Source organism: Sphingobacterium thalpophilum (assembly GCF_038396785.1).
GTDB lineage: Bacteria > Bacteroidota > Bacteroidia > Sphingobacteriales > Sphingobacteriaceae > Sphingobacterium > Sphingobacterium thalpophilum_A.
The window spans coordinates 5,322,188-5,341,532 of the sequence record NZ_CP151087.1 but is presented as its reverse complement, the minus strand read 5'-3'; the positions used below and the strand labels follow the sequence as shown (position 1 = coordinate 5,341,532).

General features: G+C 41.1%; 11 protein-coding genes. 4 read left to right on the top strand and 7 right to left on the bottom strand.

Going from position 1 to position 19,345, the window contains the following annotated elements:
• Nucleotide 1: 1 nt before the first annotated feature.
• The gene (locus AACH28_RS23575) at nucleotides 2–3,124 is read right to left on the bottom strand and encodes a TonB-dependent receptor (RefSeq protein ID WP_182983941.1); all 3,123 of its coding nucleotides are present in this window, start codon (nucleotides 3,122–3,124) and stop codon (nucleotides 2–4) included.
• Nucleotides 3,125–3,451: 327 nt separating this feature from the next.
• Complete coding sequence (locus AACH28_RS23570) at nucleotides 3,452–7,453, bottom strand: two-component regulator propeller domain-containing protein (RefSeq protein WP_341831693.1); 4,002 nt, start codon at nucleotides 7,451–7,453, stop codon at nucleotides 3,452–3,454.
• A gap of 369 nt (nucleotides 7,454–7,822) precedes the next feature.
• On the opposite strand from AACH28_RS23570, the gene AACH28_RS23565 reads away from it, so the two are divergent.
• Entirely contained in the window at nucleotides 7,823–10,114 is a 2,292-nt protein-coding gene (locus AACH28_RS23565; protein ID WP_341831692.1) for a family 20 glycosylhydrolase, read from the top strand.
• 134 nt (nucleotides 10,115–10,248) lie between these two features.
• Nucleotides 10,249–11,016 carry a DUF4382 domain-containing protein gene (locus tag AACH28_RS23560; protein WP_341831691.1) on the top strand — a complete coding sequence of 256 codons (768 nt, stop codon included), beginning with the start codon at nucleotides 10,249–10,251 and terminating at the stop codon, nucleotides 11,014–11,016.
• 164 nt (nucleotides 11,017–11,180) lie between these two features.
• Here AACH28_RS23560 and AACH28_RS23555 read toward each other — a convergent pair whose 3' ends face one another.
• Together AACH28_RS23555 and AACH28_RS23550 are read right to left on the bottom strand one after the other, a co-directional pair.
• The gene (locus AACH28_RS23555) at nucleotides 11,181–13,637 is read right to left on the bottom strand and encodes a PIG-L family deacetylase (protein ID WP_341831690.1); all 2,457 of its coding nucleotides are present in this window, start codon (nucleotides 13,635–13,637) and stop codon (nucleotides 11,181–11,183) included.
• A gap of 136 nt (nucleotides 13,638–13,773) precedes the next feature.
• Nucleotides 13,774–14,802, bottom strand: a complete 1,029-nt coding sequence (locus AACH28_RS23550; protein ID WP_159333130.1) for a sulfite exporter TauE/SafE family protein — start codon at nucleotides 14,800–14,802, stop codon at nucleotides 13,774–13,776.
• A 260-nt stretch (nucleotides 14,803–15,062) separates the two neighbouring features.
• On the opposite strand from AACH28_RS23550, the gene AACH28_RS23545 reads away from it, so the two are divergent.
• Complete coding sequence (locus AACH28_RS23545; RefSeq protein WP_286753615.1) at nucleotides 15,063–15,302, top strand: hypothetical protein; 240 nt, start codon at nucleotides 15,063–15,065, stop codon at nucleotides 15,300–15,302.
• A gap of 12 nt (nucleotides 15,303–15,314) precedes the next feature.
• On the opposite strand, the gene AACH28_RS23540 is transcribed toward AACH28_RS23545, so the two are convergent.
• Entirely contained in the window at nucleotides 15,315–16,028 is a 714-nt protein-coding gene (locus AACH28_RS23540) for a LytTR family DNA-binding domain-containing protein (protein WP_112376016.1), read from the bottom strand.
• Complete coding sequence (locus AACH28_RS23535) at nucleotides 16,025–16,903, bottom strand: histidine kinase (RefSeq protein WP_312741179.1); 879 nt, start codon at nucleotides 16,901–16,903, stop codon at nucleotides 16,025–16,027. The genes AACH28_RS23540 and AACH28_RS23535 overlap by 4 nt, the downstream gene beginning before the upstream one ends.
• A 417-nt stretch (nucleotides 16,904–17,320) precedes the next feature.
• Between AACH28_RS23535 and AACH28_RS23530 the strand changes: the two genes are divergently transcribed.
• Nucleotides 17,321–18,298 (top strand): hypothetical protein, encoded by a 978-nt coding sequence (locus tag AACH28_RS23530; protein ID WP_286753612.1) that lies wholly within the window; start codon nucleotides 17,321–17,323, stop codon nucleotides 18,296–18,298.
• Nucleotides 18,299–18,416: 118 nt separating this feature from the next.
• Here the strand turns inward: AACH28_RS23530 and AACH28_RS23525 are convergent, their stop codons facing one another.
• Nucleotides 18,417–18,968 carry a class I SAM-dependent methyltransferase gene (locus AACH28_RS23525; protein WP_341831689.1) on the bottom strand — a complete coding sequence of 184 codons (552 nt, stop codon included), beginning with the start codon at nucleotides 18,966–18,968 and terminating at the stop codon, nucleotides 18,417–18,419.
• Nucleotides 18,969–19,345: the final 377 nt, after the last annotated feature.

Here is a 19,345-nt window from a genome sequence, read left to right as displayed (position 1 = left end):
GTTAAAAAGTCATATTAAATCCAACCATAAATACCCTTTGCTGTGGATATACTACTGCTGCTCTCGCTTCGATCTCGGGATCAATCTGGTAGTCTTTGACATTGTCAAAAGAAATCAAGTTTGAGGCATTGATATAGAACCGTATTTTTTCGGCCTTTATCTTTTGAATCCATGCTTTTGGCAGATTGTATCCAACCTCCAGGTTGCGGACACGCAGGTAACGTACATTGGTCAACCAAAAATCACTATTTCGACTATTGGGACCCGAGTTGCCGTTACGAATCGCAGGGTAGCGTCCCGGAATCCATTCGCTGTTTGGATCATAAGGGTCTTTGCGATGCCATCTATCTTCAAGTAGATAAGCTGGAGAATTACCCCCACCATGGAAGGCATTACGTAATTCATAATCCTGAAACCAGGATTGCACCGCACCACCGGCCAGATCAATATTTAAGTTGATGCCTTTCCAGTCAAGTCCTATCCGACCACCGAAGCTCATCATCGGTGCCCAACCCGTCGGATAACCGATCGGACGCTGATCCATATCATTGATAACCCCATCGCCGTTTACATCTTTATAAATCAGATCACCAGGAAGTTGCGTCCTATTGTTCTGACCATCATTATTGATCGGATGGTTGCGGATCTCTTCTTCCGACTGAAATCGTCCAACTACTTGGTATCCCCACCATACTCCGCCCCAGCGGTCTTCAATCGAGTTACGGTATTCATTCCACGAATTACTGAAACGAGGCTTATAGGTTTCTAGGTCACGATAACGTGAAAAAGTCATATTCCCACTGACAACATAGTTAAGCTCACCGACCTTATCGGTATAGGTAATGATACCTTCGGCTCCATAATAGCCGTTCTTACCGAGGTTTTCATTGGGAAGATCATAACCGATTTCGGCTGGTAATAGGACATCGTAACGTTTGCCAGGATATCCAGTACGGATAATTTTAAAGATATCGGCCGTCAATGTCAGCTTATTTTTCAGCAGTGTCGCATCGATACCCATGTTATAATTGGTGTTTTTAACCCAGGAGAGGTTGCGAACTGGTAAACCTCTAGGCTGTACCCCGGGCACATAAGCTCCGTCTAAGACAGCACTTCCAGCCGCCCAATTATACCCGGCAAGGTAATCGTGCATTCCCACGCCCTCTTCAAGTCCTGTTTGTCCGATCGAACCACGGATTTTAAGGTCACTCACCACAGATTTTAAGGATTTAAAGAACCCTTCATCCGAAATACGCCAACCTACCGATGCTCCTGGAAACAATCCCCAGCGTTTACCTTCATAATATTTAAAGGAACCATCATAACGGCCCAGTACCTCCAGAAGATACTTGCCCTTGTAGTTGTAGTTGATACGGCCAATATATCCAGCCCGAGCCTCGTAAGCCCATTCATCGGCCAAACTATTGAGCTCCGACAGTCTTAACAACGGAATATAATTGTTTGAAGGATTTGCGCCCAATGCCTTATACGTCCGGTCCCAATCTGAACGCTCATAGCCTAACATTCCCGCGAAAGTATGATCGCCGATCTGCTTGTTATAATCGATCTGGAACTGTGCAAAGCGAGAAACAATCTCCCTCGTGGTATCGTAACGCCAGCCAGCATCACTTCCACCAGTACGCTTATAGGCATTATTTTCGTACCGATATACATCATAGGTATATTGGAAGCCTTCAAATTTATTGTTGGTATAGTTGTAAGAAACAGTTCCTTTTGCCGACAAACCAAAATTTGTCTTATAGGCCGCAAAGAGATTCACATTTCCTGCAAGGTATTTATTGTCTTTATAGCCGGCAATATCGCGACTAAAGAGAGCCGGGTTATAGGGAAAATCATTGGTATGATTGATATATTCCGGATTGTCATTTGCGTAGGGACCTACAGTCGGCCTATTTTTCATAATAGCCAAAATAGACGAGAAGTATCCATCCCCACCTGGTAAGCCAACATCCTGTGTTCCTTCATGTCTTCCTGAAATCTGTGTCCCAACAGTAAGTCCTTTGAGTACCTCAGCTTCCATATTGGCCTGGAAATTGGTTCGCTTATAATTGAAATCCTTGATCATTGCATCCTGATTGAGGTGGCCCAATGACAGGAAGTAATTGGACTTTTCATTTCCACCGGTGACATTGGCATTGATGTATCGCTGTGGAATATTCTTACGGATCACCATGTCATAATAATCATAGCCTTGGTAGCCGGGCTCTGTCCCTGCCTGCCATTTCGCCAACTCTTCAGGCGTATATACCGTCTTCGGGTCGCGGTTTTCATTCTGTGCGGCCTCAACTAATCCACGTGTGTATTGTTTAGCGTTTGCCATGGTCGGAAAACGTGTCAAATTTTGCCAGCCTTGGTAGCCATTAATATTGATTTTTGCACTTTCTCCTTTTGCACCTTTTTTGGTGGTAATCAATACAACACCTCTGGAAGCACGGAATCCATATACTGCTGCTGCGGCATCTTTCAAAATAGAGATACTCTCAATATCTTCGAGATTCAGCGAGTTGAAGATATCTGCTCCGGAGCCATTCTGTGTACCAACCCAATCAGTACCTTCCTGACCTCCATAAGCAACACCATCAATTACATATAAAGGCGAGCCCATATTCCGGATCTCGATCGCTGCACCACGACCGGGACGTGCGTCTTTGGCACGCACTGAGATCCCCTGCACCTTTCCTGCCAAAGCCCCAGCAGTCGTCGTCGATGATGACCGTACAATATCCTCTGATTTAATATTGCTTACCGCCCCTGTAATATTACGTTTGGACTGTTTACCATAACCAACAACGACGACATCCTCCAATACATTTTCATCTGCCTCGAGCTGGATTTTTAAATTTGTTGTTCCATCCAATGGAACTCGACGAGTCTTATACCCAACAAATGACACGACGAGCGTTCCTTTGTTAGCATTCAGCTCAAATTTCCCCGATTTGTCTGTTGAGGTTCCCTTACCTCCTTCCAGGAGGAGTACACTCGCACCAACGATAGGCTCGTTTGCTTTGTTGAAAACTTGTCCCGTAACCTTCTCCTGCGCATACAGCAATGTTGGCATCACGCTCAACATGGTGTAAAAAGAAGCAATCTTTAAGTTTTTCATAAATTTCAATACGAATTAAACAGTAAATAATACAATCTAGCCGGACAAGACAATATGATGGTAAACTACGGTCTACTTTGGTTATTTCTTTTGCATCGTTGCCACCCCTACCTAGATTTATAATTGGATTAATACCTCAAACTTAGCCGATTTTGCAGCATTCTATCGTACACAAATCCGTCAAAAAACATATATTTTTTAGTCAAAAACAGTTTTTTAAATATATTTAAGGCATATTTTATGTTTTTTTTCAAACTGATCTACGAAAAAACTATGCCCCTATCTATCTTGAAATAGTAGGGGCATACTTATCTGATGTGGATTGTTTTAATACACTACGCGAGCTTTATTGTCGGATCGTTGATATTCGGAAGGTAGCTGGCCAAACTCCTCTTTAAAACATTGTCGAAAATAAATCGCACTATTGATTCCGACCATAAATGACACTTCAGTCACGTTATACTTCCCGGTCCGAAGTAGATCTGCCGCCTTATGGATACGTATCTTACGTACGAGTTGATTGATATTTTTCCCTGTGATGCCTTTCAATTTCCGATAAAGGGTAGACTGACTCATATTCATGCGATCAGCGAGGGCAGCAGCATCCAATACCTCATCCTGCATATGCTGTTCGACAATCTGCATAAAATCCTGAACAAATTCATTTTCACGCCAGAGTTCCTCCGTAGGCTTTTGTTCTAGTCCTATATTGGTAGTTGAAAAAGATGATTTTGAATTTAAACTTTCCAAAATCAGTTCATTGATCTGTTTCTGTCGGCTCAATAGATTGTCAATACGTTTGAAAAGTAAAGCTGCTGTAACTGGTTTGATCAGGTAGGAGTCTATCCCCAGATCATAACCTCTCTGCCGATCTGCATCGGTATTTTTTGCTGTCAATAGCAACAGTGGGATATGACTTGTGCTACGTTCCTGTTTCAATTGCTGTACAAGCTGAAAACCATCCGTATGGGGCATCATAATATCACTGATCACCAGATCAGGTATTCGTGCCATCGCCGTTTTATAGCCCGCAGCTCCATTTTCAGCAAGTACCACATCATAATGCCTTTGCAGGGTAGTTCCAAGATACTCCCGGAGCTCCGAATCGTCCTCGACCAGTAGAATCAGGGGGCGATGCGAAGCCGTGGGCGGTTCGCTTTCTTGTGCGACAACTTGGTCTACTTTTAGCTTGACCGTAAATCTAGTGCCTAGCCCAAACGTACTACTTACCTCTACCTTTCCATGATGTATTGCAACTAGTTCCTTGACCAAAGCAAGGCCAATTCCTGTACCTTGCGTACCTGTGCCTAGAATCTGATAATACTTTTTGAAAATCCGCTCAATATCTTCTTCGGCAATACCAACCCCCGTGTCTTCTACAGACAATATGGCCCAATGATTTAGATCTGCACCTTCGTAGCGCAGACTTAGTTTAATATAGCCCGAAGCTGTGTATTTATACGCATTCGACAATAAATTATCGACAATCAATTGCACAATTTCTGCATCAAACAACGTACGTATATCCGCTGTAGGGAGTTCGCACAACACGCGAAGACCAGGTTTGTGATTCAATGTTTTATATTTATGTGTCAGATCGGCGAGCATTTCGCCCAAGGATCCTGCTTCGGGAACAAAGGGTTTAAATTGCGATTCTACCTTCCGAAACTCCAAAAGCTGGTTGACCAATGTGAAAAGTCTATTGGCACTTTTCTGAACCGTCTGAACCAACGCACGGTGTTTCTCAGCAAGCTGCTTTTCTTGCGACAGATCCTCAAGGGGACCCAGGATCAACGTCAGGGGTGTACGTAATTCATGGGTAATATGCGTATAGAAGTTCATCCGCTCGGCATGCAGCTGTTCGTCTTGTAGATGTTGCCGTTCTTTAAGTTTGAGTTCCGATTCGGCTTTCATCCTTTTGAAATAAAAGGATATAATCACATATCCAATCAGAAGCACGAGTAGCATATAAAATGCCTTAGCAGGTAAGCTCAAATAAAAAGGTGGCGCGATGTTAATCAGCAGCCGTTGATACTCTTGCGACCACTGACCGTTTTTCATTCGCGTACGAATGAGCAGCTCGTGCTCACCATAGGGAATATTACGAAAATCGAGGCTTGTCTCATTGCCCAAAAAAATCCAGTCATTATTGAGTCCTTCCAATTGATACCCAAATTCGACCAATCCATCCAAAGCAAAATCCATGACAGCAAGTTCGATGCGAAAACTATTTTCATCATAATTGAGCTTAATCGTCTTTGTATCCGACGGATATTTATCAACCTGCGCATTGGATTCGCCCGATTGAAAAACAATAAATCGGCTCAGGCTTACAGGCGAAGTAGGGAAATCGGACGGAATATTAGCAGGATTGAAATAACACATTCCTTCCTGCATGCCAAAATACAGTCGCCCTTCGCGGTCTTTTCCTACACTTGCATTGATAAATCCGCCCAAGGGTAAACCAAAGGATTGGTCGTAGTGGAGAAAACGCCTCTCTTGCAAGACATAGCGTAACATCCCCGATTTGGTTGCGCACCAAATATTTCCGGTATGATCCTCCGCAAGTCCATTGACAAACAACCAAGCATTACCTCCCGGCGGCAACAATAAAGCGAGATCACCGATCTTCTTACCTGCATCCTGCATAGCCAATCCGTGGTTTGTAGCGATCCAAATATTATTATCCCTATCGCGTAGCAAATGATTGATTGTATTATTACGTAATCCACTCTTATTGTCCATCTTACGAAGCAGTTTACGGTCGGAATTATATACATAGAGTCCTTGCCCATAAGTTCCTACCCACATATTGTGCTGACCATCTTCCACTAGCGTTCGCGGTGCATAATCACCAAGCATAGGCTTATTGATCAGAAGCTTTTGAACATGGTGTGCCACTCCATCGTATATAAAAAGACCTTGATGGGCAGCAATCCAAATGTGCCCCAAATGATCCTCATATATCGCACGAACTTCGGTCACCGACTCCCCTAAATCGATCATATGCCAATCGGAAGATCCAGCATATTGGACAGCAATCCCGCCCTTCCGCAATCCCATCCATACATGCTGATGCCGATCCTTAAATGCCGTAAGTATAAAATCGTCGGGCAATCCGTTTTTTTGGGTAATTTGTCCCAACAAACGGCCTCCAGCATTCATTTCTACTATACCCGAGCCCTCAGTTACCAGTCGAGTCCGATTTTCACCAGTTAATACATTACTCACTGTTGCCAATCGGTCAGGTAACATATTGTCTGAAGGAAAAACACTAAAAAAAGGAGCCATATGCGAAACAACCCCTACACCTCCACCATATAACGCCAGCCAAATATTTCCGAACCGATCCGGAGTGATATGCTGGACCATGGTATTATTACCTTTGCCAAGATCAAAAAGCTGTATGTGCTGGACGCCTTCAAAACGTTTATCAAACGTATATTTCGGCTGCAACAAAAATAGTTGCGACGACTCGCCTCCTATCCATAAGGTATTGCCAATTTCCTTGATTGCGTAGACAAAAGGTTCATTCCCATTTTTTGCTAATCCTGCCAAAGGGACTTGCTGTAATTGACCTGAAGCCGGATGATATACAGCCAACCCTTTACGGGTTCCAATCCACACATTCCCCCCCTGATCACAAAACAACACTTTAATCTCATTATCAGGAAGTTTACCCAAGGTATTCTGATAAGTCAATCGTTTCAATGAGCGACGAAGAGGATCTAAAATTGTCAGGCCCTCATTTACATGCCCAATGTAAAGCATGTTACTGCGATCTTCAGCTAAGGACCAAACACTATTCTCGGGAAGTCCGGGACAATTTTTCTTATTGAAATGATTAAACTCTTTGGTTATTGGATCGAAATGCTGTACACCTTGATGATAGGTGGCCAGCCACAGTTTTCCATCTTTCCCTTCAATCATATCGGTTATATCATTTGTCGCGATGGATTTCGGATTAGTACCGTCATGTGTGTAATAGCTAAATTTATTTGTACGTAAGTCAAGTACATTCAGGCCATTGGACCGCGTTCCGATATACAATTTCTTGTCGGTATAAAGCAAGGTATTGATTTCATTACTATTGACCGATAGCCCATCCGGCTTGTCTGTTGCATAAAATGATTTAAAAGACTTCCCTGCATACCGGTTCAATCCCAGCTCGCTGGCTATCCACATAAATCCGTCATCATCGTGCACAATATCCAGCACCTGCTGATTGGTCAGACCATCTTGAAGGGAGAAAAAATGGACGCGATTAGGCTGTCCATAAACGTGGGCCAACTGCCAAAAGAAAACAATGCTAATAAGAAAATTTTTCATAGCTCTACCACCACCAATAAATTAACAACACCAACCTACTTTATTGAAAGGCTTCTCTGCAAAATATCAAAGCAGTCAACCCACAGGCAACTTTTTACGATCTTGTTTAAAACAGCAGTAAAATAATTATGCAATGAAAATATTCAAGATATAAACACACTATAGGCCTATTCAAATACAGGTTATTTTCAAGTTAAAGATAAGAATAAATATATAAATGTCGAACAAACATTTATAACAATATTAGGAGAAATGCTTTGCTTATAATGCTAAGAAGTACAGATCAACCAAAATTGCCGGCCGATACCCGAAATATTGGTATATTGCAGCAAAATCTAAAACTACTTGTGAATCACAAAAAACACATTTATGAATAAAATCTTCTCAACCTTACTTGTATCCTGTGCCCTGTACCTGCCGACATTAAGTTTTGCGCAACAAAAAAACATACTTCCTCAACTTATTCCGTTTCCTCAACAGCTGGAAGCCGGGCCGGGCCTTTTTCAGCTAAATGGTCAAGAATTGGGTTACGCTATTGATCCAGCATTTTCTTCTACGTCACTGCCGGCATGGATCAACCAATCGCTATTCGGTCAACTGAACAAAAAAAGCGTGAAGAAGACAAACGCCACGCTGCAATTGATCAAAGTCCAGGGCCTCTCAAATGAAGCGTATGAATTGAAGATAGATCAAAAAGGCATACAAATCATCGCTTCTTCAGAAAAGGGCGCATTTTATGGTTTACAGACAGTCCAGCAATTGTATCTACTTTCGGGAACAACAGGTAAGTTTGCTCTTCCCTATGTAACCGTAAAAGATCAGCCCGCTTTCAAATGGCGCGGTGTTGAGCTCGATGTAGCCCGCCACTTCTTTCCAAAAGATTATATCTATAAATTCATTGATCTGCTTGCAACCTATAAGTTCAACAAATTTCACTTGCACTTAACGGACGATCAAGGCTGGCGCATAGAAATCAAGAAATACCCTAAACTAACAGGACAGGGGGCTTGGCGTACTTATAACAATCAAGATTCGGCCTGCTTTGTGAAAGCCAAAGAGAACCCCGATTTTAATCTGCCGAAGGAATTGATCCGCACAACAAACGGAAAGGAAGAATATGGTGGTTTCTATACACAACAAGATATCAAGGACATTGTTGCCTATGCGGCCAGTCGCCAGATAGAAATTATTCCTGAAATAGACATGCCCGGACATATGATGGTGGCTACCAAGGCCTATCCTGAACTCCTATTGGACAGCCAATCCGCGGGCTGGGGAAAGCAATTTTCTATCCCCATCAGCCCCTGGAAAGAGAGCAGCTATACCTTTGTTGAGAACGTACTAGGCGAAATTATTGACTTATTCCCTTCGCATTATATTCACATCGGAGCCGATGAGGTCGAAAAAGACTCCTGGTCAAAATCAGCAGCGGCTCAAGCTTTTATGAAAGAAAAGCAAATAGCGAACTTACATGATCTTCAAAGTTATTTCGTCAAACGAGTAAACAGTTTTATTCGTTCAAAAAATAAACAGAGCATTGGTTGGGATGAAATATTAGACGGTAGTTCGGACACGAGCATGATGGTGATGTACTGGCGTGGTTGGGTAAAAAATGCACCGATAGAAGCTGTAAACCGTGGTCACCGGGTCATTATGACACCTACAAACCCGCTTTATTTTGATTATTTACCCAATAGCAGCAGTTTGGATGCCGTGTACAATATGAATGTCGTACCTACGGATATTTCCAGCCAAAAAGCACCGCTGATCCAAGGTGCTCAGGCCAATATCTGGACAGAAATGATTCCTTCCACCGCCCGGTTGGAGTTTATGATTCTCCCGCGGTTAAGCGCTTTATCAGAACGTGTATGGACCAACAAACCGCTGTATGATAGCTATAGAAATCGAGTAATTGCGCACTTTGGACTTTGGAACAAAATGGGTTTACGCTATCGTATGCCAGACCTCACAGGATTCGCCGAAACACAGGTTATTGTTGACGGACAATCTGTTCTAAAGGTTGTAAATGAACTTCCACAGAATCAAATACACTATACAACGGATGGTAGCCTTCCAACACAGCAGAGCCCAGTATTGAACGGTTCGCTCGTGGTTAAAAAAGAAGGGCCAATTCGTTTTGCAACAATCTCCTCTTCCGGTGCAAAAAGTGAACTTTATCAGGTTGATTTTAAAAATGATACCTGGAAAAAGAGCGTAAAACCCAATGAAAATAGCATAGCCCCAGGGCTTATGGCAACACTTTTCAATGGAACTTTTGCCAACACTTCGGCCATTACAGGGCCCGAAGTACGCCAGGAAGTGATCAGCAATGTCGCTTTAAGCGATACCATCAAAATGCCTTCATTTGGTGCAAAAATACGGGGATATATCTATGTCAAGGAAAAAGGAATCTATAATTTCTACTTCACCTGCGATGATGGAGGTGTCTTGCGGATACATGATCAGCTCGTCGTCAATAATGACGGGCAGCATGCACCGATTATGAAAAGTGGACAGATTGCTTTAGAACCAGGCTACCATCCAATTGCTGTAGATTTCCTTGAAGCTGGAGGTGGATTTACCCTAAAACTTCAATACAGTCTCAATGATTCAAAGGTAATTGATATTCCCAAAGAGTCCTTTTTCCATAAAAAGGATTAATAATCATTATGAAGTATAGAAACAACCTCAGTATGGTCAATTCCATCTGGGGTTATTTTTTTTGGCCTGGGGACTTTGTTTTATTTATATAATAGCATAAGTTCTGCCTAGCTGTAACCATAATGTTACTAACTATGAAAAAGAACTTTATTCTCCTTGCTCTAGCGACCCTGGTGTTGTTCGGCAGCTGCAGCAAAAATGATGGTCCCTCCTCACAAAAAACACCTGTCACAGTAAAAATTACGGATGCTCCAGGTTACTATGACGCGATCAATCTTCACATCGATGCGATCGAGATCCGAACTACTTCGGGTAGCACAACGATAGATGTCGCCGCCGATCCATTTAATATTTTGAATTATACAATGGGAAAAGATACCGTCATCGCCGGGCAGGATGTTCCATCTGGTATGATCCAAGAAATTCGGCTCAAACTTAATGACTCAGGAAATGAAATCTGGGTCAATGGCGTTGTACATCCGCTAAAAACACCTAGCGGACAGTCCTCTGGCGTTAAACTTAAAGTACAAGATGAGTTAATTCCGGATGTAGCGTACACACTTCTTTTGGATTTTGATGCGTCAAAATCGATTGTAAAGACGGGCAACGATCAATATCTTCTTAAATCCGTTATTCGCGCCATCCCAGTGGCCACATCTGGAGCAATCACCGGCACAGTTAGTCCTGCGGAATCACAAGCCAATGTATTTGCTATTACCGGTGTAGATACTGTAGGTACGTTGGCAAACTCAGCCGGAAAGTTTTACTTTCCTGGGATGCCTGAAGGCACTTACAAGATTGTTGTCGAACCTTCGGTAGCTGGTTACATGAACAAAAGCATTGAAGGCGTACAAGTGGCCAAAGGAAGTGTGAAAGATTTAGGAATTATTTCTGTACAATAACATACAATCGGATTAAAGTATCTGATAAGAAACCTATCGTAAAATTGGACATGCCCCAAATAGTGGTAACTATTTGGGGCATTTTAATTGTAGCGGTCTTCTAATCCATCCACGAAAATGTGTTGATTCAATTTTTAGATCATCTCGCCTACAACACTTATTGATCAATAAGTATCTGAGACTGATGAAAGTGAAAGCATATTGGCAAAAAGACGATATGCTCCCGCTACTCCTGCAGGCAGTTGTCTAAATAGAGACAAACTATTGTAAATATAATAACCTTTTCCTGTTTTGCGAAGCAGCAACAAACCATCTTCATGCTGATTATTTGCGTTTTGCCCCCGTAGTATTGGTTCAAAGTCTGCACTCCATTTTTGCGGTAAAAAAAGTGCCCTGTCCTGCACCCAATTTTGAAAATCATGCTGCCCAATTAAATTGGGGTAGTTCAATATACGATGGGATGGGTCCAAAAATGAAATGCGGGTTTCTGTATTTGTAATTCTTTCCTGAGAAACAGCTAGAGGATAAGTCCCAACCTCAGTCAAATGCAAATCATATGGCGTATTATACTGCCCTATCAATACACCGCCCTGCTCCACATAGTCACGGAAAAGCTGATGAAATTCCGCAATTAAGGGATGAGTATTGTAAATCCGTACTCCCAGGACCACTGCATCAAAATCGAAGAGATTTATTTCACCAATGGACTCAAATGGAATAATATCCAATTGCTCAACAAGTTGGCACAAGCTCCCTCCAAGTTCATCATTCATCCCCGAAATATAAGCAACTTTCCGGGCCGTAATATCCACTGGCAAGTTCAGCACCCGTAGTATTCCCTTGGGAAAGTAAGTTACTTTGTTAATATGCGGATAAACAATACTTTTAGCTGTGAACGGATATATACCTGAACTGGTCTCAATCTCAAATCCAATCTCTTGAATCTCTTCCTGTGATGCTGCTGAACTCAACTCAAAATAAAGTTTTTCCGCTGCATTACCTGCGATGTTGAGATCAATTTCTTTCGGAAATGCGCTCAATCCGTCCGGAAGCGTTAACCTCACTTTAAAAGGTAAGGATTCGGCTATATTGGATTGCAGCTCCAAAGCAACTAAACGTTGGGTCGCTTTAGACAGCACAACGATATCCGAATCAAATGCTGCTGTTACCGGGGGAGCTACGACAACGAGACTACCTGCATGTCTTACAGGAAGCTTAATCGCGATCGGTAAGCCGGCAAATTCCAGTTCCAGATGAACCAACAATTCGGTCCCATATTGTGTCAATACAACATCAGCAGACGATTCTGGTGTATAATTATGTGCGTCACCATTAGCATTAAGCCAAGTTGGAAAAGAAGGTAAAATTGTATCAAGAAGCTGACCATTCAAATGGATCATTTTCGATGGAGACGAGGGAAGATCTATTTGCCTTGCCCCCCTTATAAAAGGAACATTTACCGCTGTCAACTGCAAATTAGACTCCACTGGAATATGTGCATGCAAGATCATATTAACCTCGGTTCCCGGCACCCATAGGGCGTTAGAAGCCTGTACTTCTAAGGAGACACCAGCAAAATCAAGTAGCAGACGTTCTACCTCAGCTCGTTTTTTATGAATAATATTATCTTCGGGAACGATCTTCATCCAAAATAAAATCGAAGCAAGCTCCAATGTAAGCTCTGCCGTATCAGACTCACATTTTGCGATAAGGTCATCCACCAACCGATTGAATACATTTGCATAAGAATCTTGCACTGAACAATGCGTAAAAATAGTATTCACAGCCTCTGAATTGATCGATGCACTTTTTAATACTTCAAAATACTCGATACTAGAGTGATGCTGCGCCAAACTTCCCATGGCCTGAGAACGATGTCGATTACGACTTTCTGCTGCAATTTCACCATAATGTAAGTCAAAAGAGCCATGTCTTATAGGAATATCCAAAGAAATATATGCTGGCAAAGGTGTTACTTCTCCGCCAATATCTTTAACACCACTCTCCTGATATACATTCCACAGCAATTGCTGAGCTTGCCAAGGTGCTAGTTCTGCTAACTGTTCGCTGTAAGCTGTTGGATCAGCGGCCAGATCAAAAGCTTTCGCCATTAGGATTGCTGAGGCCTGATGGTGCCCATGCGAGTCAGGGACATTCGGCGAAAATCGCGTTGCAATTACAGTGGGACGAAAATAACGGATAGTCCATACCATATCTGCCAGTACACCATTTTCATCCCATCGCGCCAACGTCTCATCGACTGATTTTGCAAAGCCGAAATCCTTTGCCCGTGTAAAGAACTGTTTTGTTCCCTCAATTTCACGTGCCGCAAGTGACTCCTGCACCCGAAGTACCCCCAGATCCAATCCCTTTTCTCTACCTATAAAATTCTGTCCTCCCTCACCTCGCGTAACAGAAAGGTAGGCTGTCTCGACCAATTGATCCTGCGCTAGAAATGTCAATAATTTATTGTTTTCATCGTCTGGATGGGCACCGGTATATAAAACACGATCCGAAATTTTAAGCATAGATAGCCCGCGCATCATCATTTGTTTTTTACCTGAAAAAGCTTGATTTAAATGCTGCGTTTGTGCCTGTTGTGCTAAAAATTCCATTGCCATATCCTTCCTGCTAAATAATTCTTCGGTTCAAATATAGGAATATTTTTCAATAATCTACTAAATAGATAGATTATATATCAATACACTTTAAAACCAGTAGAAATAAGCATTTAAAAATAAAAAGGCAAGAGACAATTTAATCCAATCGTGTTAACACACCTTCTTTATGACAGTAAAATTCATAACTAGCCTTCCTTCTAAAACGTATAACCTTTTCGATATAGATACTATTATGTTTTTTGCTAAGGGCAAAATACTTTTGCTGAAGTTTGAGTGGTAAACCAGTCCAGTGAATAGATCGTTCGAGTTCTAAGCCATGCGTCTGACTAAATTCCAAGACAAAATTTGTGTCTCGCCAGCTCAATGCAATTTCAGTTTTATTCTTCGAGCGATCTAAGGCTATCAGCACGTCATTCTGATCGACAATCTTACGCGAACTACCTGTCAGCAATATCGCCCCTGAAACCACCATAGCACCATAACCTATTTTTTTAAATACCTGGTCGCTGAGGTAGGGTAATATAAACTGAACAGTAAATGATGAGACTATTGTTGCAACGGCAATTGCCAGGCCCAGTCCCAGCGCTGCCTTAGAATACAGACCTAAAATAATATAAATAATAAGTTTTACGAGATGTAAAAACACTTCATTTGCAGCACGGGTGGCAATAATCTCCTCTTTGGAAAGCCCCATTTTCAAATAAAACCGATTGAACAACAAGCCGATTGCACCTGTAATTCCTGAAATAAAGCCCGAAAGAAAACCTATAATTGCCAAAAAAGATTTCGAACACTTACTTTCCGAAGATAACGCTGCATTTTTTGATTTAAACAATTGAGGGATATTTCCCATGAGGAAAAAAGCAACAATCAACTGCAAATAGGAAGGTTCTATATATTTAATCAGATATCCACCTAATAGTACAGCCGGAATTGAAAACGGTACAAACCACAGAAAGATCTTCCAGTTGATATGCCGCTTAAAAACAATTATTCTCGATACTGAGCTGGTAAACGTACCAATCGTCAACGAAAATGGAATTAACGATGAAGGCAACATAAAATTCAATAAAGGAATAAGAATAAGGCTTGCTCCCCCTCCACATATGGCGCTGATCCAAAAAGCGACTATGGTACTTAAAAACAGGACAACTAAATTTATCATAGGATTTCAACAAAAAAACTACTTCACTGTAGCCTCTGACAAAAATGCACCGACTTTCTGTAGAAATTTAGAATTGATATCCCTAGCCCTCCATATAATCTACACCATTCATCTGCTCAATGCTCAACCTTGTTTTTGTATAAAAACTAAATGCTTTCGTATAATATAGGTTGCGTGAAGCAATGAAGAATATAGATTTGTAACGATATCCCATACGTTAAGGGTATCAAATAATTTTGAACACATATAAATTAGTCGGGATGAAAGTTAGGCAAGTGTTGATTTTTAAAAGTTCTGTAAAGACCAAAAGCAAGAAAGAGTTTTTGATGCAATTGGTCAAAACTCATCTTCCACAAGTACAAGATGCTACTGTCGATCTAGATGATGAGGATGCCATATTCAGGTTCGAAACAGAAGAGTGCTCCATCGACTACCTGACGAAGTTCCTACATGGTTATGGTATCCAAGTTGATTTCCTGGATCGCTTTGTAGTTGCCTAAGCCGCCAGTAGATTACAGCAGTCCTCCCGTGTATTGTTTAAAGAAAGCTTCTCGATAGATTTCACCGATCGGAATTTCAAATTTGTCGATGTAAACAGTATGGTTGTCAAATGAATCAATAAAGGACAAATTAATCAGATAGGATTTACTGGTGCGTGCAAAGAGGCTCACCGGAAGTTTCTGGTGAATTGTCTTCAAATTCATTGCAGTAATCAGTTTATTGTTCCGGGTATAAATAACCACATAATCTTTGAGTGCTTCTATAAAGCGAATATCAGTAAATGCAATTTTATAGTATTTCCTATCCGATTTAATAAAAAGTGCATCCTCACTGGCCTTCTCAACCGTACTTTGATTTTCTTTTAACGCTAGTAATTTTTTATAGGCTATTGCTTTATCGATCGCTTTGGCTAAGCGGTCTTTATTGATCGGCTTCAACAGATAATCTATTGCATCCAATTCGTAACTTTTCAGTGCATATTGCGCATAGGCAGTCGTCAGGATAACCAGCTTGTCATTGGGAAGAGACTGTGCAAAATCGAGTCCATTAACCGTTGGCATCTCAATATCCAGAAAAAGCAAATCCACCGAATTTGTTTTAATACATTCTAATGCCGATATCGCGTTGGAAAATGTACCGACTATCTGAATGGACGAAATTTCTTCGATTAAATTTTTCATTTCTTCCCTAGCCAGGGGTTCATCGTCTACAATAATGCAATTCATAATGGAATAGTAAGTTTAACACTATACAATGTTTCAGTCGTTGACACCGACAGTTCATAATCATTTCTATATAGGAGATCCAGTCGTCTTTTGGCATTAGCCAATCCCAGTCCGCTGTATTTGCTTCGGACAAATAAGCTGTCGGGATCTTTCGAATTTTCACATTCAAAACAAAGCTGCTGATTAGCTTCAGAAAAATGAATTGTAATAAAGGTATCACCAGCGCCTGCGCTTAGACTATGTTTAATTGCGTTTTCAACAAAGGCTGTAAAAAGATGTGGTGGTAGGAATATACCTTTCTTTTCCAATTCTGCTGGGCAGGATATTCGCGTTGTGAGGTTATCACGGCGTATTTCCTCCAATTTTAGAAAATTGGAGATAAAGTTGATTTCAGACCTCAAAAGCGTCCTATCATCATTATTTTCATAGAGCTGATATCTTAGAAAGTCTGATAGTTTCATGATGACCTCCGTAGCCATATTCGGATCTTTTCGAATTAAAGCCTTAACATTGTTCAGCATATTGAATAAAAAATGTGGCTGAATCTGGTTCTTCAAGGATATAAGCTCTGTGGTCAGCGCCAAATTTTTCAGTTCAGAAATGCGCTTATTGTCTTCCAACCAACGCTTAAAAAGCTTAAATGTCGTCGTCGTCAGAATAATCGGAATACAGATAAATAATGCGGCGACTAGCCCCATAGAGTCCGACTCCGGTTTTTTTATAGCGGGAATATGAATGGAATAGATGTAATTTGCAATGTACATGACCACCAGCAAACTGGCCGTTACCAGCAGTATCAATGCTAAGACATATAGCTCATATTTAGCCTTAAAGAAAAACTTGGGTATCAGTACATACATATTAGCGTAAAACATGCATACAAATACAAGCCACAAGATAATAGAAAAATAAAACCGATAATTACCCTGAAAATGAGAACTCGAATTTGCATTTGCAAAAAGTAAAAGTAAACCGATCAGAAAAAACACATGTCGCAGTGGCCTGAATTTATTTTCTGTAAAATACCTTAAAACAACGCTATTATTGAAGTCCTGCATGCTTTAGAACAATTTTTAACCTGAATAACAAAAATAGCGCTTTTCTTGGCAAGTACCCGATCTCTTATACGAAGGCCTGTTTTTTTTATACCAAAACTAATGGATGATTTTTAACTTTTCTTTCCGCTGTTCCCCAAAAATGGACTTTTGTATAAAAAGAAGACCTGTTGGTCTAAAAAAAGAATCCCACCTACAAATTTCGGCTATTCTTACAATGATTTTAATCATATATTTATGCAAAAAATACTTTCAATGTTTGTGCTGTTACTTAGCCTATCCACGTCCATCGCACAGACTAAAGATAGCGTGCAGCAAAAAGTGAGGGCTGTGGTTACCGACAAATTTCCCATAACACGGGTCCTCAATTTGACCTATGAATCCAATACAGGATACCGTTATTCATCAAAGCTCCAAGGTCAGGATTTACCTAAAACAAAAGTAGAATCGATGTACCAAGCCGGAGGTAGTATCAACATTAATTTTTTAAAGAGCAGAACCTGGAACTTGGGTACCAATATTGGCTATCAGTTCACTTCTGTAAACTCCAATCGTTTAGACCCCATCGCACAATCCACCATACAGTCAACCCATCAATATCATTATCATTACGAATCACTTAATCTTACCCGTTATTCACGTTTGTGGGGCAAGGTAGCATTTTATACCGCAACGGTTGCTGCCAATGGGAGTGAAAAAGCAATAGAACGCATTAATGGGATATTATCTGCTACTGTGGTCCTAAAAGCTACGCGGGAGATTCAAATGGCGGTGGGCCTCATCGGCTTTATAGATCCGGCAGCAATTATTCCGGTTTTACCAACCTTTGCCTACAAGCAACAATTTGCCAATGGGATGATACTTGATGTCATCTTACCTAAAGGAGCCTACCTTCGAAAAGAGGTCTTGCGGAATGGCCGCGTTTCAATAGGTTCCGATTTAAATAGTACGATCTTTTACCTCTATAACTTTCAGGGCGCTGAAAAAGTATATACCTTCAGTCAGATGGAGATCAATTCGGGTCTGACTTATGAACATAACCTGGGCCGATCTTTTATTGCCACCCTTAAATCAGGACTAAAAACCATACCCCGTGCACGCGTATTTGAAAAAAACAAAACCCAGCGCGATTATGTATGGGAAGCAAATCCCGGTCCTTCGTTTTATATTAATGCGGGGCTTTCCTTCAATCCCTTTGCTAAGAAAAGGAAATAATATCTTTTTTTCGGGTTATCCACCCCATATAAATCGATGATTGAAAGAATCGAACAGGAGGTTCAAATCCGGCTTCTTCACAGAGCTCGACTAATCGTTCTTCCGAGACATGCAACAATTAGTGCTCGATTCTTCGCAATCTTTGAGCGACCTGTGTTTCATCTATCCCCTTGGGTAGAAGAAGCCGCAACAACTGCAAGTTTTGTTGAATCTGCTCCTTATTGCCCGTAATATCTAATAATAACAAGGGTGCTTGCGACATCATTCTCTTGGAAATATCTTGGAGCATAACCAATTTTTCGCCATTGTCTTCTAAAAAGTGTAATACAAGCAAAAGCGTCGCAGCACCAAATTGTTTCTCTTCGTCCAAATCACCTACCACACCTTCGACAAGATGAACATTCTCATCCGCTTCAAATTTTTCCAGGGCCTGGCTAATCATCTCAGGCGACGGATCTACCCCGGTTATTGTCCAAGATTCTGCTGTGTCGACAAAACGTTCTATTTCATTTCCAGTACCACATCCTACCACCAGTAAATCCTTGTTTTCAGTTTCTCGGAGGAGCTTTGGCAACTGATCTAAAAAATAATGGTAATTGGGAATCCAGCACTCAACAAATTGATCATAGCCACTTGCACGCTCATTTTCAAACAGTTCTACTTTATTCATTTATATAACAATAATCATTCAATATAAAATTAGCATTCAATTGAAAGGGTGCCCTTCTGTATTTCAAATATACATAGAAAACCAGTAATTTAAAACAATTCTAAATAACATACTAATATTCTGACAATCCCGTTACTAATTTCACCTCTTTGATGCGTGAGCGAGTTTTATCTTTAGACTATCAGTGCTGTTTTTTTGAAAGTCTATCAATTACTTTTTCAGATCAAACCCTTTCACCACCCCAGGTTTAAAGATATTACCCAGCGTATGCATGCGTTCAATTGCATTCAAGTTAAGCCTACTCTTTTTTGATGCTTTTTCAGTATTGATTTCGGTATAAAATTAAACCTTTTAGGTATTATTAAAATCAAGCAGTC